Annotated in this window: 13 protein-coding genes; 7 read left to right on the top strand and 6 right to left on the bottom strand. The window is 65.0% G+C overall.

All coding sequences use genetic code 11. The annotated features are described in order from the left end of the window. The first annotated feature begins 37 nt into the window (after positions 1–37). Both AB7A72_RS07810 and AB7A72_RS07805 read left to right on the top strand, forming a co-directional pair. Positions 38–1,543: an FAD-linked oxidase C-terminal domain-containing protein gene (locus AB7A72_RS07810; protein ID WP_312411640.1), complete on the top strand. Its 1,506-nt coding sequence runs from the start codon at positions 38–40 to the stop codon at positions 1,541–1,543. A gap of 124 nt (positions 1,544–1,667) precedes the next feature. After that, the gene (locus AB7A72_RS07805) at positions 1,668–2,084 is read left to right on the top strand and encodes a carboxypeptidase regulatory-like domain-containing protein (RefSeq protein ID WP_369459550.1); all 417 of its coding nucleotides are present in this window, start codon (positions 1,668–1,670) and stop codon (positions 2,082–2,084) included. Here AB7A72_RS07805 and AB7A72_RS07800 read toward each other — a convergent pair whose 3' ends face one another. Both AB7A72_RS07800 and trxA read right to left on the bottom strand, forming a co-directional pair. Continuing rightward, positions 2,085–3,059 carry a DUF6882 domain-containing protein gene (locus AB7A72_RS07800; protein ID WP_369459549.1) on the bottom strand — a complete coding sequence of 325 codons (975 nt, stop codon included), beginning with the start codon at positions 3,057–3,059 and terminating at the stop codon, positions 2,085–2,087. A 217-nt stretch (positions 3,060–3,276) separates the two neighbouring features. After that, the gene (trxA, locus tag AB7A72_RS07795) at positions 3,277–4,233 is read right to left on the bottom strand and encodes a thioredoxin (RefSeq protein ID WP_369459548.1); all 957 of its coding nucleotides are present in this window, start codon (positions 4,231–4,233) and stop codon (positions 3,277–3,279) included. 112 nt (positions 4,234–4,345) lie between these two features. Between trxA and purE the strand changes: the two genes are divergently transcribed. From purE to AB7A72_RS07775, 4 genes are all read left to right on the top strand, one after another. Then, positions 4,346–4,840 (top strand): 5-(carboxyamino)imidazole ribonucleotide mutase, encoded by a 495-nt coding sequence (purE, locus tag AB7A72_RS07790; RefSeq protein ID WP_369459547.1) that lies wholly within the window; start codon positions 4,346–4,348, stop codon positions 4,838–4,840. Next, positions 4,837–6,033, top strand: a complete 1,197-nt coding sequence (locus AB7A72_RS07785; RefSeq protein WP_369459546.1) for a 5-(carboxyamino)imidazole ribonucleotide synthase — start codon at positions 4,837–4,839, stop codon at positions 6,031–6,033. Before purE ends, AB7A72_RS07785 begins: the two co-directional genes overlap by 4 nt. Before the next feature lie 11 nt (positions 6,034–6,044). Further along, positions 6,045–7,043, top strand: a complete 999-nt coding sequence (locus AB7A72_RS07780) for an L-threonylcarbamoyladenylate synthase (RefSeq protein ID WP_369459545.1) — start codon at positions 6,045–6,047, stop codon at positions 7,041–7,043. Positions 7,044–7,128: 85 nt separating this feature from the next. After that, positions 7,129–8,121 carry an SGNH/GDSL hydrolase family protein gene (locus AB7A72_RS07775; RefSeq protein WP_312835229.1) on the top strand — a complete coding sequence of 331 codons (993 nt, stop codon included), beginning with the start codon at positions 7,129–7,131 and terminating at the stop codon, positions 8,119–8,121. A 100-nt stretch (positions 8,122–8,221) separates the two neighbouring features. Here the strand turns inward: AB7A72_RS07775 and AB7A72_RS07770 are convergent, their stop codons facing one another. Continuing rightward, on the bottom strand, positions 8,222–9,085 hold the full coding sequence (locus AB7A72_RS07770; protein ID WP_369459544.1) for a pirin family protein: 864 nt from the start codon (positions 9,083–9,085) through the stop codon (positions 8,222–8,224). A 144-nt stretch (positions 9,086–9,229) separates the two neighbouring features. Between AB7A72_RS07770 and AB7A72_RS07765 the strand changes: the two genes are divergently transcribed. Further along, entirely contained in the window at positions 9,230–10,141 is a 912-nt protein-coding gene (locus AB7A72_RS07765; RefSeq protein WP_312411668.1) for a LysR family transcriptional regulator, read from the top strand. Positions 10,142–10,201: 60 nt separating this feature from the next. On the opposite strand, the gene AB7A72_RS07760 is transcribed toward AB7A72_RS07765, so the two are convergent. The 3 genes from AB7A72_RS07760 to ssuD all read right to left on the bottom strand — a co-directional run bounded on the left by AB7A72_RS07760 (position 10,202) and on the right by ssuD (position 15,638). Further along, the gene (locus tag AB7A72_RS07760) at positions 10,202–13,267 is read right to left on the bottom strand and encodes a DUF5979 domain-containing protein (protein WP_313332985.1); all 3,066 of its coding nucleotides are present in this window, start codon (positions 13,265–13,267) and stop codon (positions 10,202–10,204) included. Positions 13,268–13,638: 371 nt separating this feature from the next. Next, on the bottom strand, positions 13,639–14,490 hold the full coding sequence (locus AB7A72_RS07755) for an amidohydrolase family protein (protein WP_312528098.1): 852 nt from the start codon (positions 14,488–14,490) through the stop codon (positions 13,639–13,641). After that, complete coding sequence (gene ssuD, locus AB7A72_RS07750) at positions 14,487–15,638, bottom strand: FMNH2-dependent alkanesulfonate monooxygenase (protein WP_312411676.1); 1,152 nt, start codon at positions 15,636–15,638, stop codon at positions 14,487–14,489. Before ssuD ends, AB7A72_RS07755 begins: the two co-directional genes overlap by 4 nt. Positions 15,639–15,825 lie beyond the last annotated feature (187 nt).

Below are 15,825 nucleotides of genomic sequence, written 5' to 3'. Positions count from 1 at the left end.
GACCTCGGAAGGCTTGCCAACTTGCTACAGTGTGGGCATGAGCCAGGTTGACCTCCCCACGCCCCCACCGGCCTCGACCGAGCGCGCAGAACGCCAGCGCGACGTCGTGGCCGCCCTGCGCAAGCTGCTGCCCGACGACTGCCTGCTATGGCATGACGAGGACACCACCCCCTATGAATGCGATGGCCTGACCGCCTACCGCCAGCGCCCGCTGGTGGTGGCGCTGCCCGAGACCTATGCCCAGGTGCAGGCGGTGCTGCAGGCCTGCCATGCGCTGCAGGTACCCGTGGTGGCGCGCGGTGCCGGTACTGGCCTGTCCGGCAGCGCGCTGCCGATTGCGCTGGGCGTGACCTTGTCGATGGCCCGCTTCAACCAGATCCTGCACATTGACCCGGCCGCCTGCACGGCCGTGGTGCAATGCGGCGTGCGCAACCTGGCCATCAGCGATGCAGCGGCGCCCTACGGCCTCTATTACGCGCCAGACCCATCGAGCCAGATCGCCTGCACCATTGGCGGCAATATTGCCGAGAATTCGGGCGGGGTGCACTGCCTCAAATACGGCTTGACGGTGCACAACGTGCTGCAGATCAAGGGCTTCACCGTGGAAGGCGAGCCCATCGAGTTTGGCAGCCAGGCGCTCGATGTGCCGGGTTACGACCTGCTGGCCGCCGTGATCGGCAGCGAAGGCATGCTGGCCGTGGCCACCGAGATCACCGTCAAGCTGGTGCCCAAACCGCAGCTGGCGCGCTGCATCATGGCCAGCTTTGACGATGTGCGCAAAGCCGGTGATGCGGTGGCAGCGGTGATTGCCGCCGGCATCATCCCGGCCGGGCTGGAGATGATGGACAAGCCGATGACCGCCGCCGTCGAGGACTTTGTGCATGCCGGCTATGACCTGAGCGCCGAGGCCATCTTGCTGTGCGAGAGCGATGGAACGCCCGAAGAAGTGGCCGAGGAGATCGCCCACATGAGCCAGGTGCTGCGCGCAGCCGGCGCCACTGCAATCAGCATCAGCCAGGACGAAGAAGAGCGCCTGCGCTTCTGGAGCGGCCGCAAGAACGCCTTCCCCGCCAGCGGCCGGATGAGCCCGGACTACATGTGCATGGACTCGACCATTCCGCGCAAGCGCCTGGCCGATATCCTGCTCGCCATCCAGCAGATGGAGAAAAAGTACCAGCTGCGCTGCGCCAATGTGTTCCATGCGGGCGACGGCAATCTGCACCCGCTGATCCTGTTCGATGCCAACGACCCCGACCAGCTGCACCGCTGCGAGCTGTTTGGCGCCGACATTCTGGAGACCAGCGTCGCCATGGGCGGCACGGTGACCGGCGAGCATGGTGTGGGTGTGGAAAAGCTCAACAGCATGTGCGTGCAGTTCTCCGCCGAGGAGAATGCGCAGATGCTGGCGCTGAAAGCGGCGTTTGATCCGCAGGGAACGCTCAACCCGGGCAAGGTGATTCCGACCCTGAACCGCTGTGCCGAGTACGGCAAGATGCTGGTGCGCGCCGGCAAGCTGGCGCATCCGGATCTTCCCAGGTTCTAGGCTGCACGGCTGGGTGTGGTGCAGGCCGCGTCCGCTGCGTACTGCGATGTCCGCCGTTGGCTGACAGGCAACCCAGCGGCGCAGGCGCACAGTCAAGGCAGAGCCACTACTGCAAAGGATTGCCTTGAAAAACCCCATCACCACACTGAACGCTGCCCTGCTTTGCGCCGCCCTGGTGTCTGCCACTGCGGTGCAGGCCCAGCAACCGGCGCTGCAGAAGGCTGGCGATGTCCAGTATGTCTGCGGCGGCATTGGCATTGACGAGTCGACGGCCATGCGCGCGGCGATGAAGGACTATCCGCTGTCTCTGCTGTTTGCGACCAAGACAGGCGACTACCTGGCGAAGATCCAGGTCGTGATCGAGTCGGAGAAGGGCACGGAAGTCGCGCAGTTCCAGGCCCAGGGCCCCGTGTGCCTGCTGCGTCTGGACAGCGGACGCTACACCGTCAAGGCCAGCGCCGATGGCGGCAAGGCAGTCAGCCAGAGTGTCGAGGTGGCGCCAGCTGGCACTCCCGGCAAGACGCTGGACTACCGCTTCTGATCAAACCGGCCCGAGGCTGCCGGAGATGGCGCTGATGCGGCCCAGGCTGTCCAGATCGGCGACGATGCGGTTTGCGCCGTGCTGGCCGGTGATGCGTGAGCCGGTTTCCTGCACGCTGAAGCCTTTGGCCGGCAGGTAGTGCTGCAGCAGCACGCGGTGGTTCAATTCAAAATCGCTGATCAATTGCGACACCACCGTCGGCACCCGCTCCGGCTTGGGTGCAGTGGTCGGCAGGCCATGGTCAGGGTCGATCAGCGCCAGCAAAATGCCTTCGCCATAGTTGCCCAGGTAATAGCCGGCGCTGTCATCCGCACCGGCAGCGATCAGGCCGATCACATGCAGGTCTTCCTGGCGCAGCGCAGTGCGCGGCTGGGTGAACAGCTCCAGGTTCTTGGCAGCGCCAAAGCCTTGCAGCTGGCGAGCGACTTCGGTAAAGGCGGGTGCCACCTCGGCCTGGGTATGGGCCCAGATCCACAGCCAGGTCCCCGATTGGAAGGAGTAAGAGCCCAGCACCTGCATGCGAAAACGCAGGTCATCGCCAAAGGCAATCAGGCCTTGAGCGGTGTCGGCCGACCAGGGGCGGTCGCCGACCTTCTCGGCAAAATCAAGCTGCCGGTCCCAGGCCATGCCGGCATAGGCCGACAGTGCGTCGCGCAGTGCGGGATCGGCAATGGCGGGGGGAACTTCCGCTTCACGGGCGGCTGCGGCCTCGAACAGATCGGCCTGGGGACTGGGCGCGGCCTCGGCAGCAGCGTGGGGTACAGCGGCGGCGGGGGCCTCGCCAGCGCTGGGGACACTGGTCACGGGTGCGGCCAGTTCCGCAGTCGGGTCAAACGCCGGTTCGCGCGTGCCACGCACCGGCTCCTGCGGCGCGGCGCCTGTGGCCGCAGCGGGGTGCGGGCTCGGGGTTTCAGCGGGGGCAGCCGTTGGCGCGGAGGGGTTCAGCCAGCCAAACAGTTTTTGCCACAATCCCATGGTGTTGATTCTCCTGCGGTAGCGGCACGCCCGATGCGCCCCAAGCGTCAAAGGCCAGGATATTGGGCCTATTGACGCTCAAAATGGGCACCTGCGCGCACCCATCGCCGCTTTGCTGCTATCAGTATAGGTGCAAACCACGATACCCCTGTTTTGCAGTTGCAACGGGGTGTAGGCCCCCACTGTACAGGAAGCGCGGCGTCCAGGTAGCCCTTACTCAGTTCAGCGCCATGCTCAGGCGGCGGCGGTAGCTGCTCAGCAGCGCGCCCACTTCGTCTTCCTGCTTGCTGGCCTTGCCGGTCAGCGCAATGCCGCCAGCGGTGGTGCCGGGCACGGCATCGTTGGCCTTGGGCTTGGGCGGGGTCAGCAGCTCCAGGATGGCGACAAACAGCTTGCGCGCGGCCTGGTCGTTCCAGGTTTTGTCGCGCATGATGATCTCCAGCAGCTCGTCCATGCTGGCGGTCCACAGGCCTTCGGCCATCAGTGCCTGCGCCTTCGCAAAGCGGGTGTCGAAATCGCGCTTGTTGGCGGCAATAGCGGCGTCGAACTGCTCCAGCGGCCAATCGCCCCGGTCGTCCTCGTGCACAAAGCGGATCGCCTGGGCCCAGGCCTTGAGCGCCACAAAGCGCAGCGGCTGCTGGATGCGCTTGAGCGGCTCCTCGATCTGGGCCTCGGCCTCGGACACGGCGCCGGTCTGGATCAGCAGCCGCGCGTAGTCAAACCGGGCATCGTCATTGCCGGGGTCGGCCGTCAGCGATTCTTGCAGCATCTGCAGCGCGGCCTGCACATCGCCGCTGTCAAGCAATTGCTGGGCTTCGTCGGCGCCCGCTTCGGCCGCCATCGCGGCCTCGGAGGGCAGGTGCTTGTCCAGAAACTCGCGCAGCTTGCCCTCAGGCTGGGCGCCCATGAAGCCGTCCACCGGCTTGCCGCCAATCATCAGCACGCAGGTGGGGATCGAGCGGATGCCGAACATGCCCGCCAGCTGCTGCTCCTGGTCGGAATCGATCTTGGCCAGCTTGAAGCGGCCGCCGTAATCGGCTTCGAGCTTGTCCAGCAAGGGGCCCAGGGTTTTGCAGGGACCGCACCAAGGTGCCCAGAAGTCCACCAGGACCGGCACCTGCATGGAGGCCTGGATGATTTCGGCTTCAAAATTCTCAATGGTGACGTCGATCATGTCGCTAAAAATCCGTGTTGATCAGGCAGCTTCACTGCAAAAAGTAAAATGGCGGGTTCCATCCTGGCGCGGGGCCGGCATTCTTGCCCTTTGACACCCGCCAACCCACACTATGACACCCATCCAAGTTGGCGTGGTCATGGGCTCCAGCAGCGACTGGGAGACCATGCAGCACGCAGTTGCCATTCTCCAGCAATTCGGTATTGCCTTTGAGGCCCAGGTGGTCTCGGCCCACCGGATGCCCGACGACATGTTCCGCTTTGCTGAGAGCGCCGTAGAACGGGGCCTCAAAGCCATCATCGCCGGCGCTGGGGGCGCAGCCCACCTGCCTGGGATGATAGCCGCTAAAACCCCGGTGCCCGTGCTGGGCGTGCCGGTGGCCAGCCGCCACCTGCAAGGCGTTGATTCGCTGCACTCCATCGTGCAAATGCCCAAGGGCGTGCCCGTCGCCACCTTTGCCATCGGCCAGGCCGGCGCTGCCAACGCCGCGCTGTTTGCGGTGGCCATGCTGGCCAATGAAGACCCTTCGCTGCGCGCCAAGCTCGATGCCTTCCGTGCCGAGCAGACCGAGGCGGCCCGCAACATGACCTTGCCGGTGAACGAATGAGCACCGGTAGCCACAGCGCCGAGGCGCACAACCCGGCCCAAGCGATCTTGCCCGGCGCCACCCTGGGCGTGCTGGGCGGCGGCCAACTGGGCCGCATGTTTGCCCATGCCGCCCAGTCGATGGGCTATTTCACCGCTGTGCTCGATGCCGATGCCACCAGCCCGGCCGGCCTGGTCAGCCACCACCATGTGCGCAGCGGCTATGAAGACCCGCAAGGCCTGGCCGAGCTGGCGCGCCTGTGCGCTGCGGTCACCACCGAATTCGAGAACGTGCCCGCCGCCGCGCTGAACCAGCTGGCCCAGAGCCTGCCCGTCTCGCCGGCAGGCGCGTCCGTAGGCATCGCGCAGGACCGCGCCGCTGAAAAAGCCCATTTCGTCCAATGCGGCGTGCCCTGCGCGCCCTACGCCGTCATCGAGACAGCCGAGCAACTGGCCGCCGTCAACGACGCGCTGCTGCCCGGCATCCTGAAAACCGCGCGCATGGGCTATGACGGCAAGGGCCAGATCCGCGTCAAGACCCGCGAAGAGCTGGTCGCTGCCTGGAACGAGCTCAAGCAGGTGGCCTGCGTGCTCGAGAAGATGCTGCCGCTGGCGCATGAGTGCTCGGTCATCGTCGCGCGCAGCCGCCACGGCGATATCGTGCACCTGCCAGTACAGCGCAACCTGCACCGCGAAGGCATTCTGGCGGTGACCGAGGTCTATGCCGGCAACCTGCCCGCCGCGCAGGCCGAGCAGGCCATTGCCGCCGCCCAGTCGGTGGCTCAGGGCCTGGACTATGTCGGCGTGCTCTGCGTGGAGTTCTTTGTGCTCGAAAGCGGCCAACTGGTCGTCAACGAGATCGCTCCGCGCCCGCACAACAGCGGCCATTACAGCCAGAACGCGCTGGATGTATCCCAGTTCGAGCTGCAGGTGCGCTGCATGACCAACCTGCCGCTGGTGCAACCGCGCCAGCACAGCGCCGCCATCATGCTGAACCTGCTGGGCGACCTGTGGTTCAAGGACAGCGAGAGCGCGCAGACCCCCGCCTGGGACCAGGTACTGGCCCTGCCCGGCTGCCACCTGCACCTGTACGGCAAGGTCGATGCCAAGCGCGGCCGCAAGATGGGCCACCTGAACATCACGGCCGCCACGCCCGAACAGGTGCGCGAGACGGCCCTGAAAGCCGCCGCCATCCTCGGCATTGCCGCGTTCTAAGAGGACCACACGTGATTCTGGATGGAAAGCTCGATGCCTCGGTGCGCGCCGCAGCCCTGGCGCTGCAGGCAGGGCAGTTGATCGGCCTGCCGACCGAGACGGTCTACGGCCTGGCCGCCGACAGCGACAACGATGCAGCCGTGGCGCAGATCTTCAGCGCCAAGGGCCGGCCTGCCGATCACCCGCTGATCGTGCATGTGGCCGATGCCGCCGGTGTGCAGCGCTACGCCAAGGCCGTGCCGGTGTTTGCCCAGCAACTGATCGATGCGTTCTGGCCCGGGCCGCTCACCTTGATCCTGCCGCGCCTGCCCGGTGCAGCCATCGCATCGACGGCGGGGCAGGACAGCGTGGGTCTGCGCTGCCCCTCGCACCCAGTCGCGCAGGCGGTGCTGCAGGCCTGCCAGCAGCTCCAGCCACCGGTCTGGGGCGTCTCGGCGCCCAGCGCCAACCGCTTTGGGCGCGTCAGCCCCACCACGGCCGCCCATGTGGCGGCGGAGCTGGGCGATGGTCTGCTGGTACTCGATGGCGGCGCCTGCGACATCGGCATCGAGTCGACCATTGTCGACTGCACGCGTGGCGTGCCCGTGCTGCTGCGGCCCGGCGCCATCACGCGCGACGATATAGAACGGGCCTGCGGCACCCGCCCCCTGTCGATGCAGGAGCTGACGGCCGACACGCCACGCGCCTCGGGCACCTTGCTCGCGCACTACGCGCCCAGCGCCAAGGTCAGGCTGATGGATGCCAAGCAGCTGCAGTCGGCGCTCGACGTGCTGGGCGCGGATGCGCGGCATATCGCCGTCTACCACCGCAGCCCGCTGCGCAGCGACAGCCGGCATCTGCGCCTGCAGCCCATGCCCGGTGCACCGCTGGCGGCCGCCCGCGAGCTGTTTGGCCTGCTGCGCGACTTTGACGACTGGGGCGCCAAGCTCATCTGGATCGAGACCCCGCCGGACTCGGCAGATTGGGAAGGCGTCAGCGACCGTCTGCAGCGCGCTGCGGCGGCTGGCTGAACGGCGTTTTACCTCTCTTTACCTCATCACCTTGGTGGCCTGGATCAGCCTCGCTACACTACGCTCTACTTACTGGAGAACTCACATGGCAGCAAATTGGATGCGCCGTACCGTGTTGACCGCCGTGGCTGGTGCCTCGGTGGCCATGCTGGCGGCCTGCGGATCTAGCTCAACCGCGGACTCGATTCGTCCCGACAGCATCGTCACCTTTGGCGATGCAATGTCCGACCTGGGTCAAAACCCCAATGGCCGTCCCTACTCGGTCAGCAACGGCAGCTACAACAACTGGACGCGTGAAATCGCCTACCGCTATGACCTGACGCTGACTGCAGCCAAGGACGGCGGCACCGCCTACGCCTATGGCAATGCCCGCGTGTCCCAGGCCGATGCCACCGGCGTGACCAATGCCCCCTCCATCACCGCCCAGATCGACAGCTACCTCGCTGCCAACCCGACCTTCTCCAGCAAGCAGTTTGTGCTGATGAGCGGCGGCATGAGCGACGTGATTGCCGGCTACAACGAGTACGCCGCCGGCACCAAGACCCGCGACCAGTACCTGGCCGACATGACCACTGCGGGCCAGCAGATGGCCGCGCAGGTGCGCCGCCTCAACAGCGCTGGCGCCCCCCGCGTGCTGACCGTGGGCACGCCCAACCTGGGCCGCACCCTGTGGGCCACCACGTTGGACAACGCGCAGCCCAGCGCCGACCCCAAACCATCCAACACGCTGGAAGCCGCTACCACCGCCTTCAACAACGGCCTGCTGAACGCCTTGTATGGCCTGTCGGGCACGCAAGTGCTGTACGCCGACGTGCAGTACTACTTCAACTCGATGACCGGCAACCCCGGCAGCTACAGCTTCACCAACTACACCGAGCCGGCCTGTACCACCGCAGATGCCACCAATGGCCTGAACATTGGCGTCAACCAGATCAATTCGTCGCTGTGCACCGGTGACACGTTGGCAGATGCGTCCAAGGTGGACCAGTACCTGTTCTCCGACCTGGTGAACTACACGCCCCAGGCACACCGCCGCTTTGGCGACTGGGTCTATGACCGCATGAAGGCCAACTGGTAAGCCATCGCTTTTTTAGCGAGATCCTCAGCAAAAATGGACACCGAGGTGTCCATTTTTTTATGGCGGCTTCAACGCAGTCCAGGCAGCTCCAACCGGCCGGTCAAGCCTGCATGCTGCCAAACTTGCCGCTGTTGAAGTCGTTGACCGCCTGCACGATTTCCTGCTGGCTGTTCATCACAAACGGGCCGTAGCCGACGATGGGCTCGTCGATGGGCTCGCCGCTCATCAGCAGCAAGGCTACATCGCCATTGGCCTCCAAGGTCAGCTTGCGGCCTTCCTGGGCCATCACCACCAGCTGCGCCTCGCGCGCCACATCGTTGCCGTTGACCAGCACGGTGCCTTGCACAATGGCCAGCGCGGTGCTCCAGCCCTCGGGCAGATCCAGCTCCAGCTTTTCACCGGCCACCAGGCGCACATCCCAGACATGCATTGGCGTAAAGGTCCTGGCGGGGCCTTGCTGGCCTTGGTAGTCGCCGGCAATCACCCGTACCTGGCCGCCACCGGGCAAGGCCACCGCAGGGATCTGCGATTGCACAATGGCCTGGTAGCCAGCGGCTGCACCCTTGTCCTTGGCAGGCAGGTTGACCCACAGCTGCAGCATGCGCAGCTTGCCACCTTTGGCGGTGAACGCGGGCGAATGGAACTCCTCGTGCAGGATGCCGGCGCCAGCGGTCATCCACTGCACATCGCCGGGGCCGATCTCGCCGCCCTGGCCGGTTGAGTCCCGGTGCGCCACCTCACCGTCATAGACGATGGTCACGGTCTCAAAGCCCCGGTGCGGGTGCTGGCCCACACCGCGCGGTGCGCTGGCCGGCGCAAAGTCGGCCGGGCCGGCAAAATCGAGCAGCAAAAAGGGGCTCAGCACCTTGCCGTGGCTTTGGTAGGAAAACAGTGAACGCACAGGAAAGCCGTCGCCAACCCAGTGCTGGCGGGGTGCGTCTTGGACATGCAGTACGTTTTTCATCGGGGATTCCTGTCTGGCCTCCAAGCTAGGTGTCGGAAGGCTGTACTGTTATTGTGGGGTTGAAACACTGGAAGCGGTAGACGGCATAATTCGCCTTGATAGTTCTATTTCTTGAACGATAAAGACCATCCAGCAAAGCGCACCATGCAGCCATTCGACCTCAACGACCTGTTTTATTTCGTCCAAGTCGTCGACCACGGCGGCTTTGCGCCGGCCGGGCGTGCGCTGGGCATGCCCAAATCCAAGCTCAGCCGCCGTATTGCACTGCTGGAAGAGCGCCTGGGCGTGCGCCTGCTGCTGCGCTCCACGCGCAAGTTTGCGGTAACCGAGCTGGGCCAGACCTACTACCAGCACTGCAAGGCCATGCTGGTCGAGGCCGAGGCCGCGCAGCTGAGCATCGAAGCCGTGCAGTCGCAGCCACGGGGCGTTGTGCGCCTGAGCTGCCCCATCACCTTGCTCCATGAACTGGTCGAGCGCATGCTGACCGACTTCATGGTCATGTACCCCGAAGTGACGATACAGCTCGATGCCACCAACCGCCCGGTCGATGTGATTGGCGAGGGCTTTGACCTGGCGATCCGCGTGCGCACCATGCCGCTGGAAGACAGCGACCTGTCGGTGCGCATGCTGTCGGTGCATGCCCAGCATCTGGTCGCCAGTCCCATCCTGACCGCACGCCAGGGCATTGTGCGCAGCCCCGCCGATCTGTCGCAATGGCCCAGCCTGTGGCTGGGCTCGCCTGAGCAGCAGTTTGTGTGGAAGCTCGAACACGACAGCCTGCCCAGCATCCAGGTGACCCATGCGCCGCGCCTGATCACCACCGACATGGTGGCGCTGCGCAGCGCGGCCATGGCCGGCCTGGGTGTCGTGCAGTTGCCGATGATCATGGTGCACGAGCAGCTGGAGAAAGGCACCCTCGTCAAGGTGCTGCCCGAATGGGGGCCACGCAAGGAGGCGGTGCACGCGGTATTTGCCTCCCGCCGGGGCATGCTGCCGGCGGTGCGGGCGCTGATCGACCATCTGGCCGATGCCTTTGCGAGAGTGCCCAGCTGCTGACGCAGCCGGGCACGGGTCTTCTGGGCGTCAGCGGCAGGGCGCGCAGGCCCTCGCCCCGTCTTAGCGCATGCGCTTTCTGCGCGCCATCGCCAGGCCTGCGATCAGGCCGGTCAACAGCAGGTAGGTCCAGGGGCTGCCCACCGGCACGGCACGGGGTTTGCCGATATTGCCGTCGATGGGATCAACCACACTGCCATCGCTCGCCAGCGGGTTGGTGACGCTGAGCGCCACATCACGACCTGCGGGCACCACGACCGAGTTGGCGCTGTATACCGGGCTGCCCCACTGGTAGGCCGCAGGTGCTGGGGCCTTGCCCGTCTCGCTGACCGTGCAGACCGCATTGGCAGGCAGATCGGCCAGATGGACACTGGCCTCCTGGCCATTGGCCACGGTCACGCTGGCGGTATGCACACCGTCGGCACCGCAGTCGAGCGAGAAGTCAAAGCTGCCATTGACCGCCGCGGCGCCTGCTGCCGGGCCGCTGATGCGCTTGGTCAGCTGCACACCGCCACTCAGGCGCTGCAGGCGGTTGGTCACGGTAAAGCCCTGGGCCTGTTCTGCAATCTCTGGCGCACCGCTCCAGCCATAGCCGGCAGGCGCTGCCGGCGGCGTGTCCTCGGTGGCGGTACAGCTATCCTCCTGGAACACCGTCAGCGCGGGGCTGCTGCCGCTCGTGGCACCGGCGGCGACAGTCGCGGTCCAGGTCTGCGCAGGCTGGGTGCCGCAGGTCAGGCGGCCACTGAAGCGCATCGCCTGGGGCAGACCAGCGGGCAGGCCCGCGATCTCCTTGGTCACCGTCTTGGTCGTGGTGGGTGCAAAAATCTGCAGGTTCACATAGCTCTGGTTGGACGCCAGGATGGGATCGATGACGCCTGCGGGCAGTTCGGCATAGGCGGTGTTGGTATAGGTTCCGGGCGTGTCACCGGCCGAGGTGTGGATGACAAACTGCACCGCACCGCCATTGCCCAGCGATGCCACCACGCTGCTGACTGTGCGGGTGGCGGGGTCATAGTTCACCGAGGCGCCGCATTGTGCAGGAGCCACCAGCACGCTGCAGCTGGCATCGCTGAACACCACGCCGGCGGGCAGCGGGTCCGAGAACAGCACATTGCTGGTGTCCGAGGGGCCGGCATTGTGCATGTCCACCGTATAGGTCACTGCCGCGCCACTGGTGGCCGTCACCGGGTTGACCGCCTTGTTGACCGACACATTCGAGCAGCTGAACCGCTGCATCGTGGTGGTGGCCACGTTGTCCGAAGGCGTGCGCTCCTCCACCCCATCACCAGGATTGGCAGAAAACTCATTGACCAGGTAGCCCGAGGGCCAGTCGCAGCTGCCCCGCGAGAAGTTGTAGGTCAGGCTGTAGCTGATGGTCAACGACCCACCCACGGGCAGCAGCGGCACCGCCGCCTGGAAGGGGCCGACATAGCTGTTGAGGCTGCCCGAATACGGCGCAGGAAAGGCCGAAGCCGCCGGGCACACGGCGCCACCGGATGCCGTGCAGCTGATGGCAGAAGACTGCACGTCCAGACTGTTGGCCAGCTCGAACCGGATCAGGCGATCGGCCATATACGCACCATCGACTGCAGACGGGCCGTTGTTGGTCACCGTCATCGTGTAGTTCACCGGCACACCGGGCTGGTATTCCTGCGAGCTTTGGGTCTTGGTCACTGCCAGGTCGGTACTGGGGCAGGCAGGTGTGGCAGGCACAAGGATGCCCACCGACGCCATGTTGTTACTGTAATTGGGGTCGGTCATGGTGTCGGGCGGGTTTGCCGAGAACTCATTGTTCAAACCACCCAAGTTACGGCCACAGGGAATGCTGCCGTTGAAGCGGGTCTGCACGTGGTAGATGATGGTCAGCCGGCCATTGACAGGCAAGACCGGCACGGTGGTGTTGAACAGCGTCGCGTACGAGGCATTGCCGGTCGGGTTCAGAAAGGCTGCATCGGCGGGGCAGACCGCGCCGCCCTCGGCAAAGCAGCTGTCGAACTGGGCAGCAATGTCGAAGTAATTGGCCGAACCTCCATGGGTGCGGATGATGTCCGCCATCGTCGCACCGTCTGCCGCATTCGGACCGGCATTGGTCAGGACCATGGTGTAGGTGACCATATCGCCCATGGCCGGCACCGGCGGATCCTGGCTCTTGCTCACCTGCAGGTCCGTCTGCACGCAGTCAGGCGTTCCCGGCACCTGCAAGATGGCCGTCTCCTGGTTGTTCTGCGGTGAAGTGTCCACCATGCCATCCAGCAGCTGGATCGAGGCCTGGTTGAACAGCTGGCCGGCGCGGCGGCCGCAGGCGGCGTTGGGCACCAGGTAGGGGGTCATCGTGTAGGTGACCACCACCTCGCCGCCGGGCGGCAACACCGGCACGGTGGCATTGAACACCGGGCTGTAGTCGTTGCTGCCGCTGCGGTTGGGAAAACTGGCATCGGGTGGACACTGTGCGCCGCCGCTCGCCGTACATTGGTTGAACACCAGGTTGGCGCCAATGTGGCTGATAAAGCTGTTGCTCAACCGGTCGTACAGCGTTACGCCATCGGCCGATCCCACGCCATTGTTGCGCAAGCTGATGGTGTAGGTCAGCGGCACGCCGTTCTGGTATGTATCGGTGCTTTGCTTTTTGGATACCGCCAGGTCCACCTCATAGCGCATCGCCGTGCTGATGGAGCTGCTGTTGGAGCCTGGCACCGGGTCCGTCACCGCTGCGGGCGGGGCAATGGTGGCTGTGTTGGTCAGGGTGCTGGGCCCCGTCACGCCAAAGCGGGCCTGGATCTCCACGCGCACCTTGCCCTGGTTCGGAAAGCTGCCCAGGCTGCCGGATACCACGCCGTTGGCCACTGCCAGATCGGTCGGGCAGGTCGCAGAGCCCGATGCCAACGTGCACAGCGCCGTGACATTCGTCAGCCCGGCGGGCAGCACATCCTGGAACTGGGCACCATCGGCTGCGTTGGGGCCGTTGTTGTCCATCTCCAGCACATAGGTCACCGGCGTACCACCCACGGCCGAGGAAGGGCCGGATTTGGTGATCTGGACGTCTGCCGACTGCGCAAGCGCATACAGCGGAGAAGCAGCGACCAGCAGCACGGCTGCCTTGGCCCTGGCGCCACCAGCAAGTGCACGCATCCACCATTTTTCATACGTCATTGTTTTTCCCATCTACCAATATAAAAACTATCAGCAATAGACAAAATCGATTGGCTTGGGAAAAAAATGTCTTTGCTGGGAGACGTGACACCGCGTTTGCCACCCGGCAAAGAACAGATTTTTCAGCACAAAACCAAAGGCGTTATTATCTTCACGACGTTAAAAAATGTATCGATGCCTTAGTTAACAAAACATTAAGAAACATTTGTTGTAGATTCATTAACATTTTGTTGACAATCCACGCAGGGAAAAACAGGACTTCCAGGCGCACAAAAGGCTCCTGAACCAGGAGCCTTTGCGAAGGTGCGGACAAGGGAAAGACGGCAGCACCGCCGCCGTCTGCCAGGCGGCTAGAGCCCCAGAATCCGCGCTGCATTGCCATGCAGCAGCTTGGGCAGCACGGCCTCGTCAAAGCCCAGCGCCAGAAAGTCGTCAATGCTCTGGCGGATGGGGCGGAAGGGATAGGACGAGCCGAACAGCAGCTGGTCACCCAGGAACTGGTTGGCCGCCTGCACATAGGCCTGGCTGCCAGGCTGGAACACATACATGTCCGGCACCAGGTAGACATTGGCGTAGCGGAAGGCCAGCCCAATGGCTTCCTGCACGCGCGGCCAGTAGCCGTGGTAGACGACCAGCGGCAGATCGGGAAAGGCCTGCGCCACCTTGGCCAGGCGTGCCGGGTCGTTGAAGCTCGGGTCCGGCGTGGTGGGGCCGCTCATCAGGAACAGCGGCACACCCAGCGCCTGCGCACGTTCGTAGATCGGCCAGTACACGCGGTCATCGGGGTGGCGGGCTGGGTCACCAAAGCCTGGCTCCAGGTCAATGCCACGCAGGCCCAGCACCTTGATGGCGCGCTCGATCTCGTCGAGCGCTGCCTGCTCGCCCTGCAGCACCGGGTCCACCCCGGCAATGCCCAGCAATTCAGGGTGGCCCTGCACGATCTGGTGGATGGTGTCATTGGGCAGGTGCTGCGAAGGCGTGTGCCGCCCCACCACCACGGCCTGGCTCAGGCCCGCATCGCGTACTGCCTTGAGGAAACCTTCCTGTGTCAGCGATTCCTCAAAATGCTTGTCGCTGCCGCGCGTTCCCACGCGCCGGTTCAGCCAGCGGGCAGTGTCATGCTCGGGCGAGCCGGGCGTGGCGCCAAAAAAGTTGTGCAGGAACGCTGGCCGGCAGCGCATATCGATCACGGGCAGGCTCATGAAGCCGACTCCTTCCATTGTTGAACACCACGAACATCAAACGCGCCGCCGGTCTGCGAGCGCGCGGTGGTCACGCTCTTCTTGCCCAGCAGCGGAAACACCAATTCGGCAAAGCGGATCGATTCCTCCAGGTGCGGGTAGCCCGACAGCACAAAGGTATCGGCGCCAATCTCCATGTACTCGCGCAGGCGCTCGGCCACCGTGGCCGCATCACCCACCAGCGCCGTGCCGGCACCGCCACGCACCAGGCCCACACCGGCCCAGAGGTTGGGTGCCACCTCCAGCTTCTGGCGGTTGCCGCCATGCAAGGCCGCCATGCGCGCCTGGCCGACCGAATCCATGCGCGCATAGTTCTGCTGCGCTTTCGCAATGTCTTCATCGGTCAGCTTGCTGATCAGGCGATCGGCATCGGCCCAGGCTTCCTCGTTGGTCTCGCGCACGATCACATGCAGGCGCACGCCCAGTCGCAGCTGGCGGCCGGCAGCGGCGGCGCGGGCGCGGATATCGGCAAACTTGCGCGCCACCGCCTGCGGCGGCTCGCCCCAGGTCAGGTAGGCATCGACATGCTTGGCCGCCAGGTCATGGGCGGCGTCAGACGAGCCCCCAAAGTACAAAGGCGGATGGGGCTTTTGCAGCGGCTCGAAAAAGTTCTTGCCCTGCTTGACCTTGAAGTACTTGCCCTCGTGGTCCACCGTCTCGCCGGCCAGCAGGCGCCGCCAGATGCTCAGGAACTCATCGGCATAGGCATAGCGCTCGTCATGGGCCAGAAACACGCCATCGGCCTCCAGCTCGGTGGCATCGCCCCCGGGCACCACATTGAGCAGCAGGCGCCCGGCCAGCGCCTGGTCCAACGTGGCGGCCTGGCGCGCGCTGGGCACCGGCATGCCCAGCGAGGTGCGCAGCGCCACCAGCAGCTTGATGCGCTGGGTGACGGGCACCAGGCTGGATGCCACCACCCAGGGGTCCAGGCAAGAGCTGCCGGTAGGAATCAGCAGCCCGTCATAGCCCAGGTTCTCACTGGTGGTGGCAATGCTGCGCAGGTACTCGGGCGTGGGCTGGCGGCCAAAGTCCGATGCACCCAGGTAGCGGGTGTCGCCGGATGTGGGCAGGAACCAGAACAGCTCCGGGGGGGATGAAGTAGAGGCCATGGCAAAGGATCAGGGATGCTGCAAGGCAGGGGGCGTGCAGCAGACGCCGCATGGCGTGCCGCGCCAGCCCGCCAGCAACGCATGCGGGTGGCAATGGCGGGCAAGCCGGGGGCTGCGCTTGGAACGGGTTCTCAGCGCCGCCAACATGGCCCGGCAAACCCAAGGTGGGCGGGCAACGGCGTGCCAA

Source organism: Comamonas sediminis (assembly GCF_041107495.1).
Lineage (GTDB): Bacteria > Pseudomonadota > Gammaproteobacteria > Burkholderiales > Burkholderiaceae_C > Comamonas > Comamonas sediminis.
This window is presented reverse-complemented; position numbering and strand designations above follow the sequence as displayed.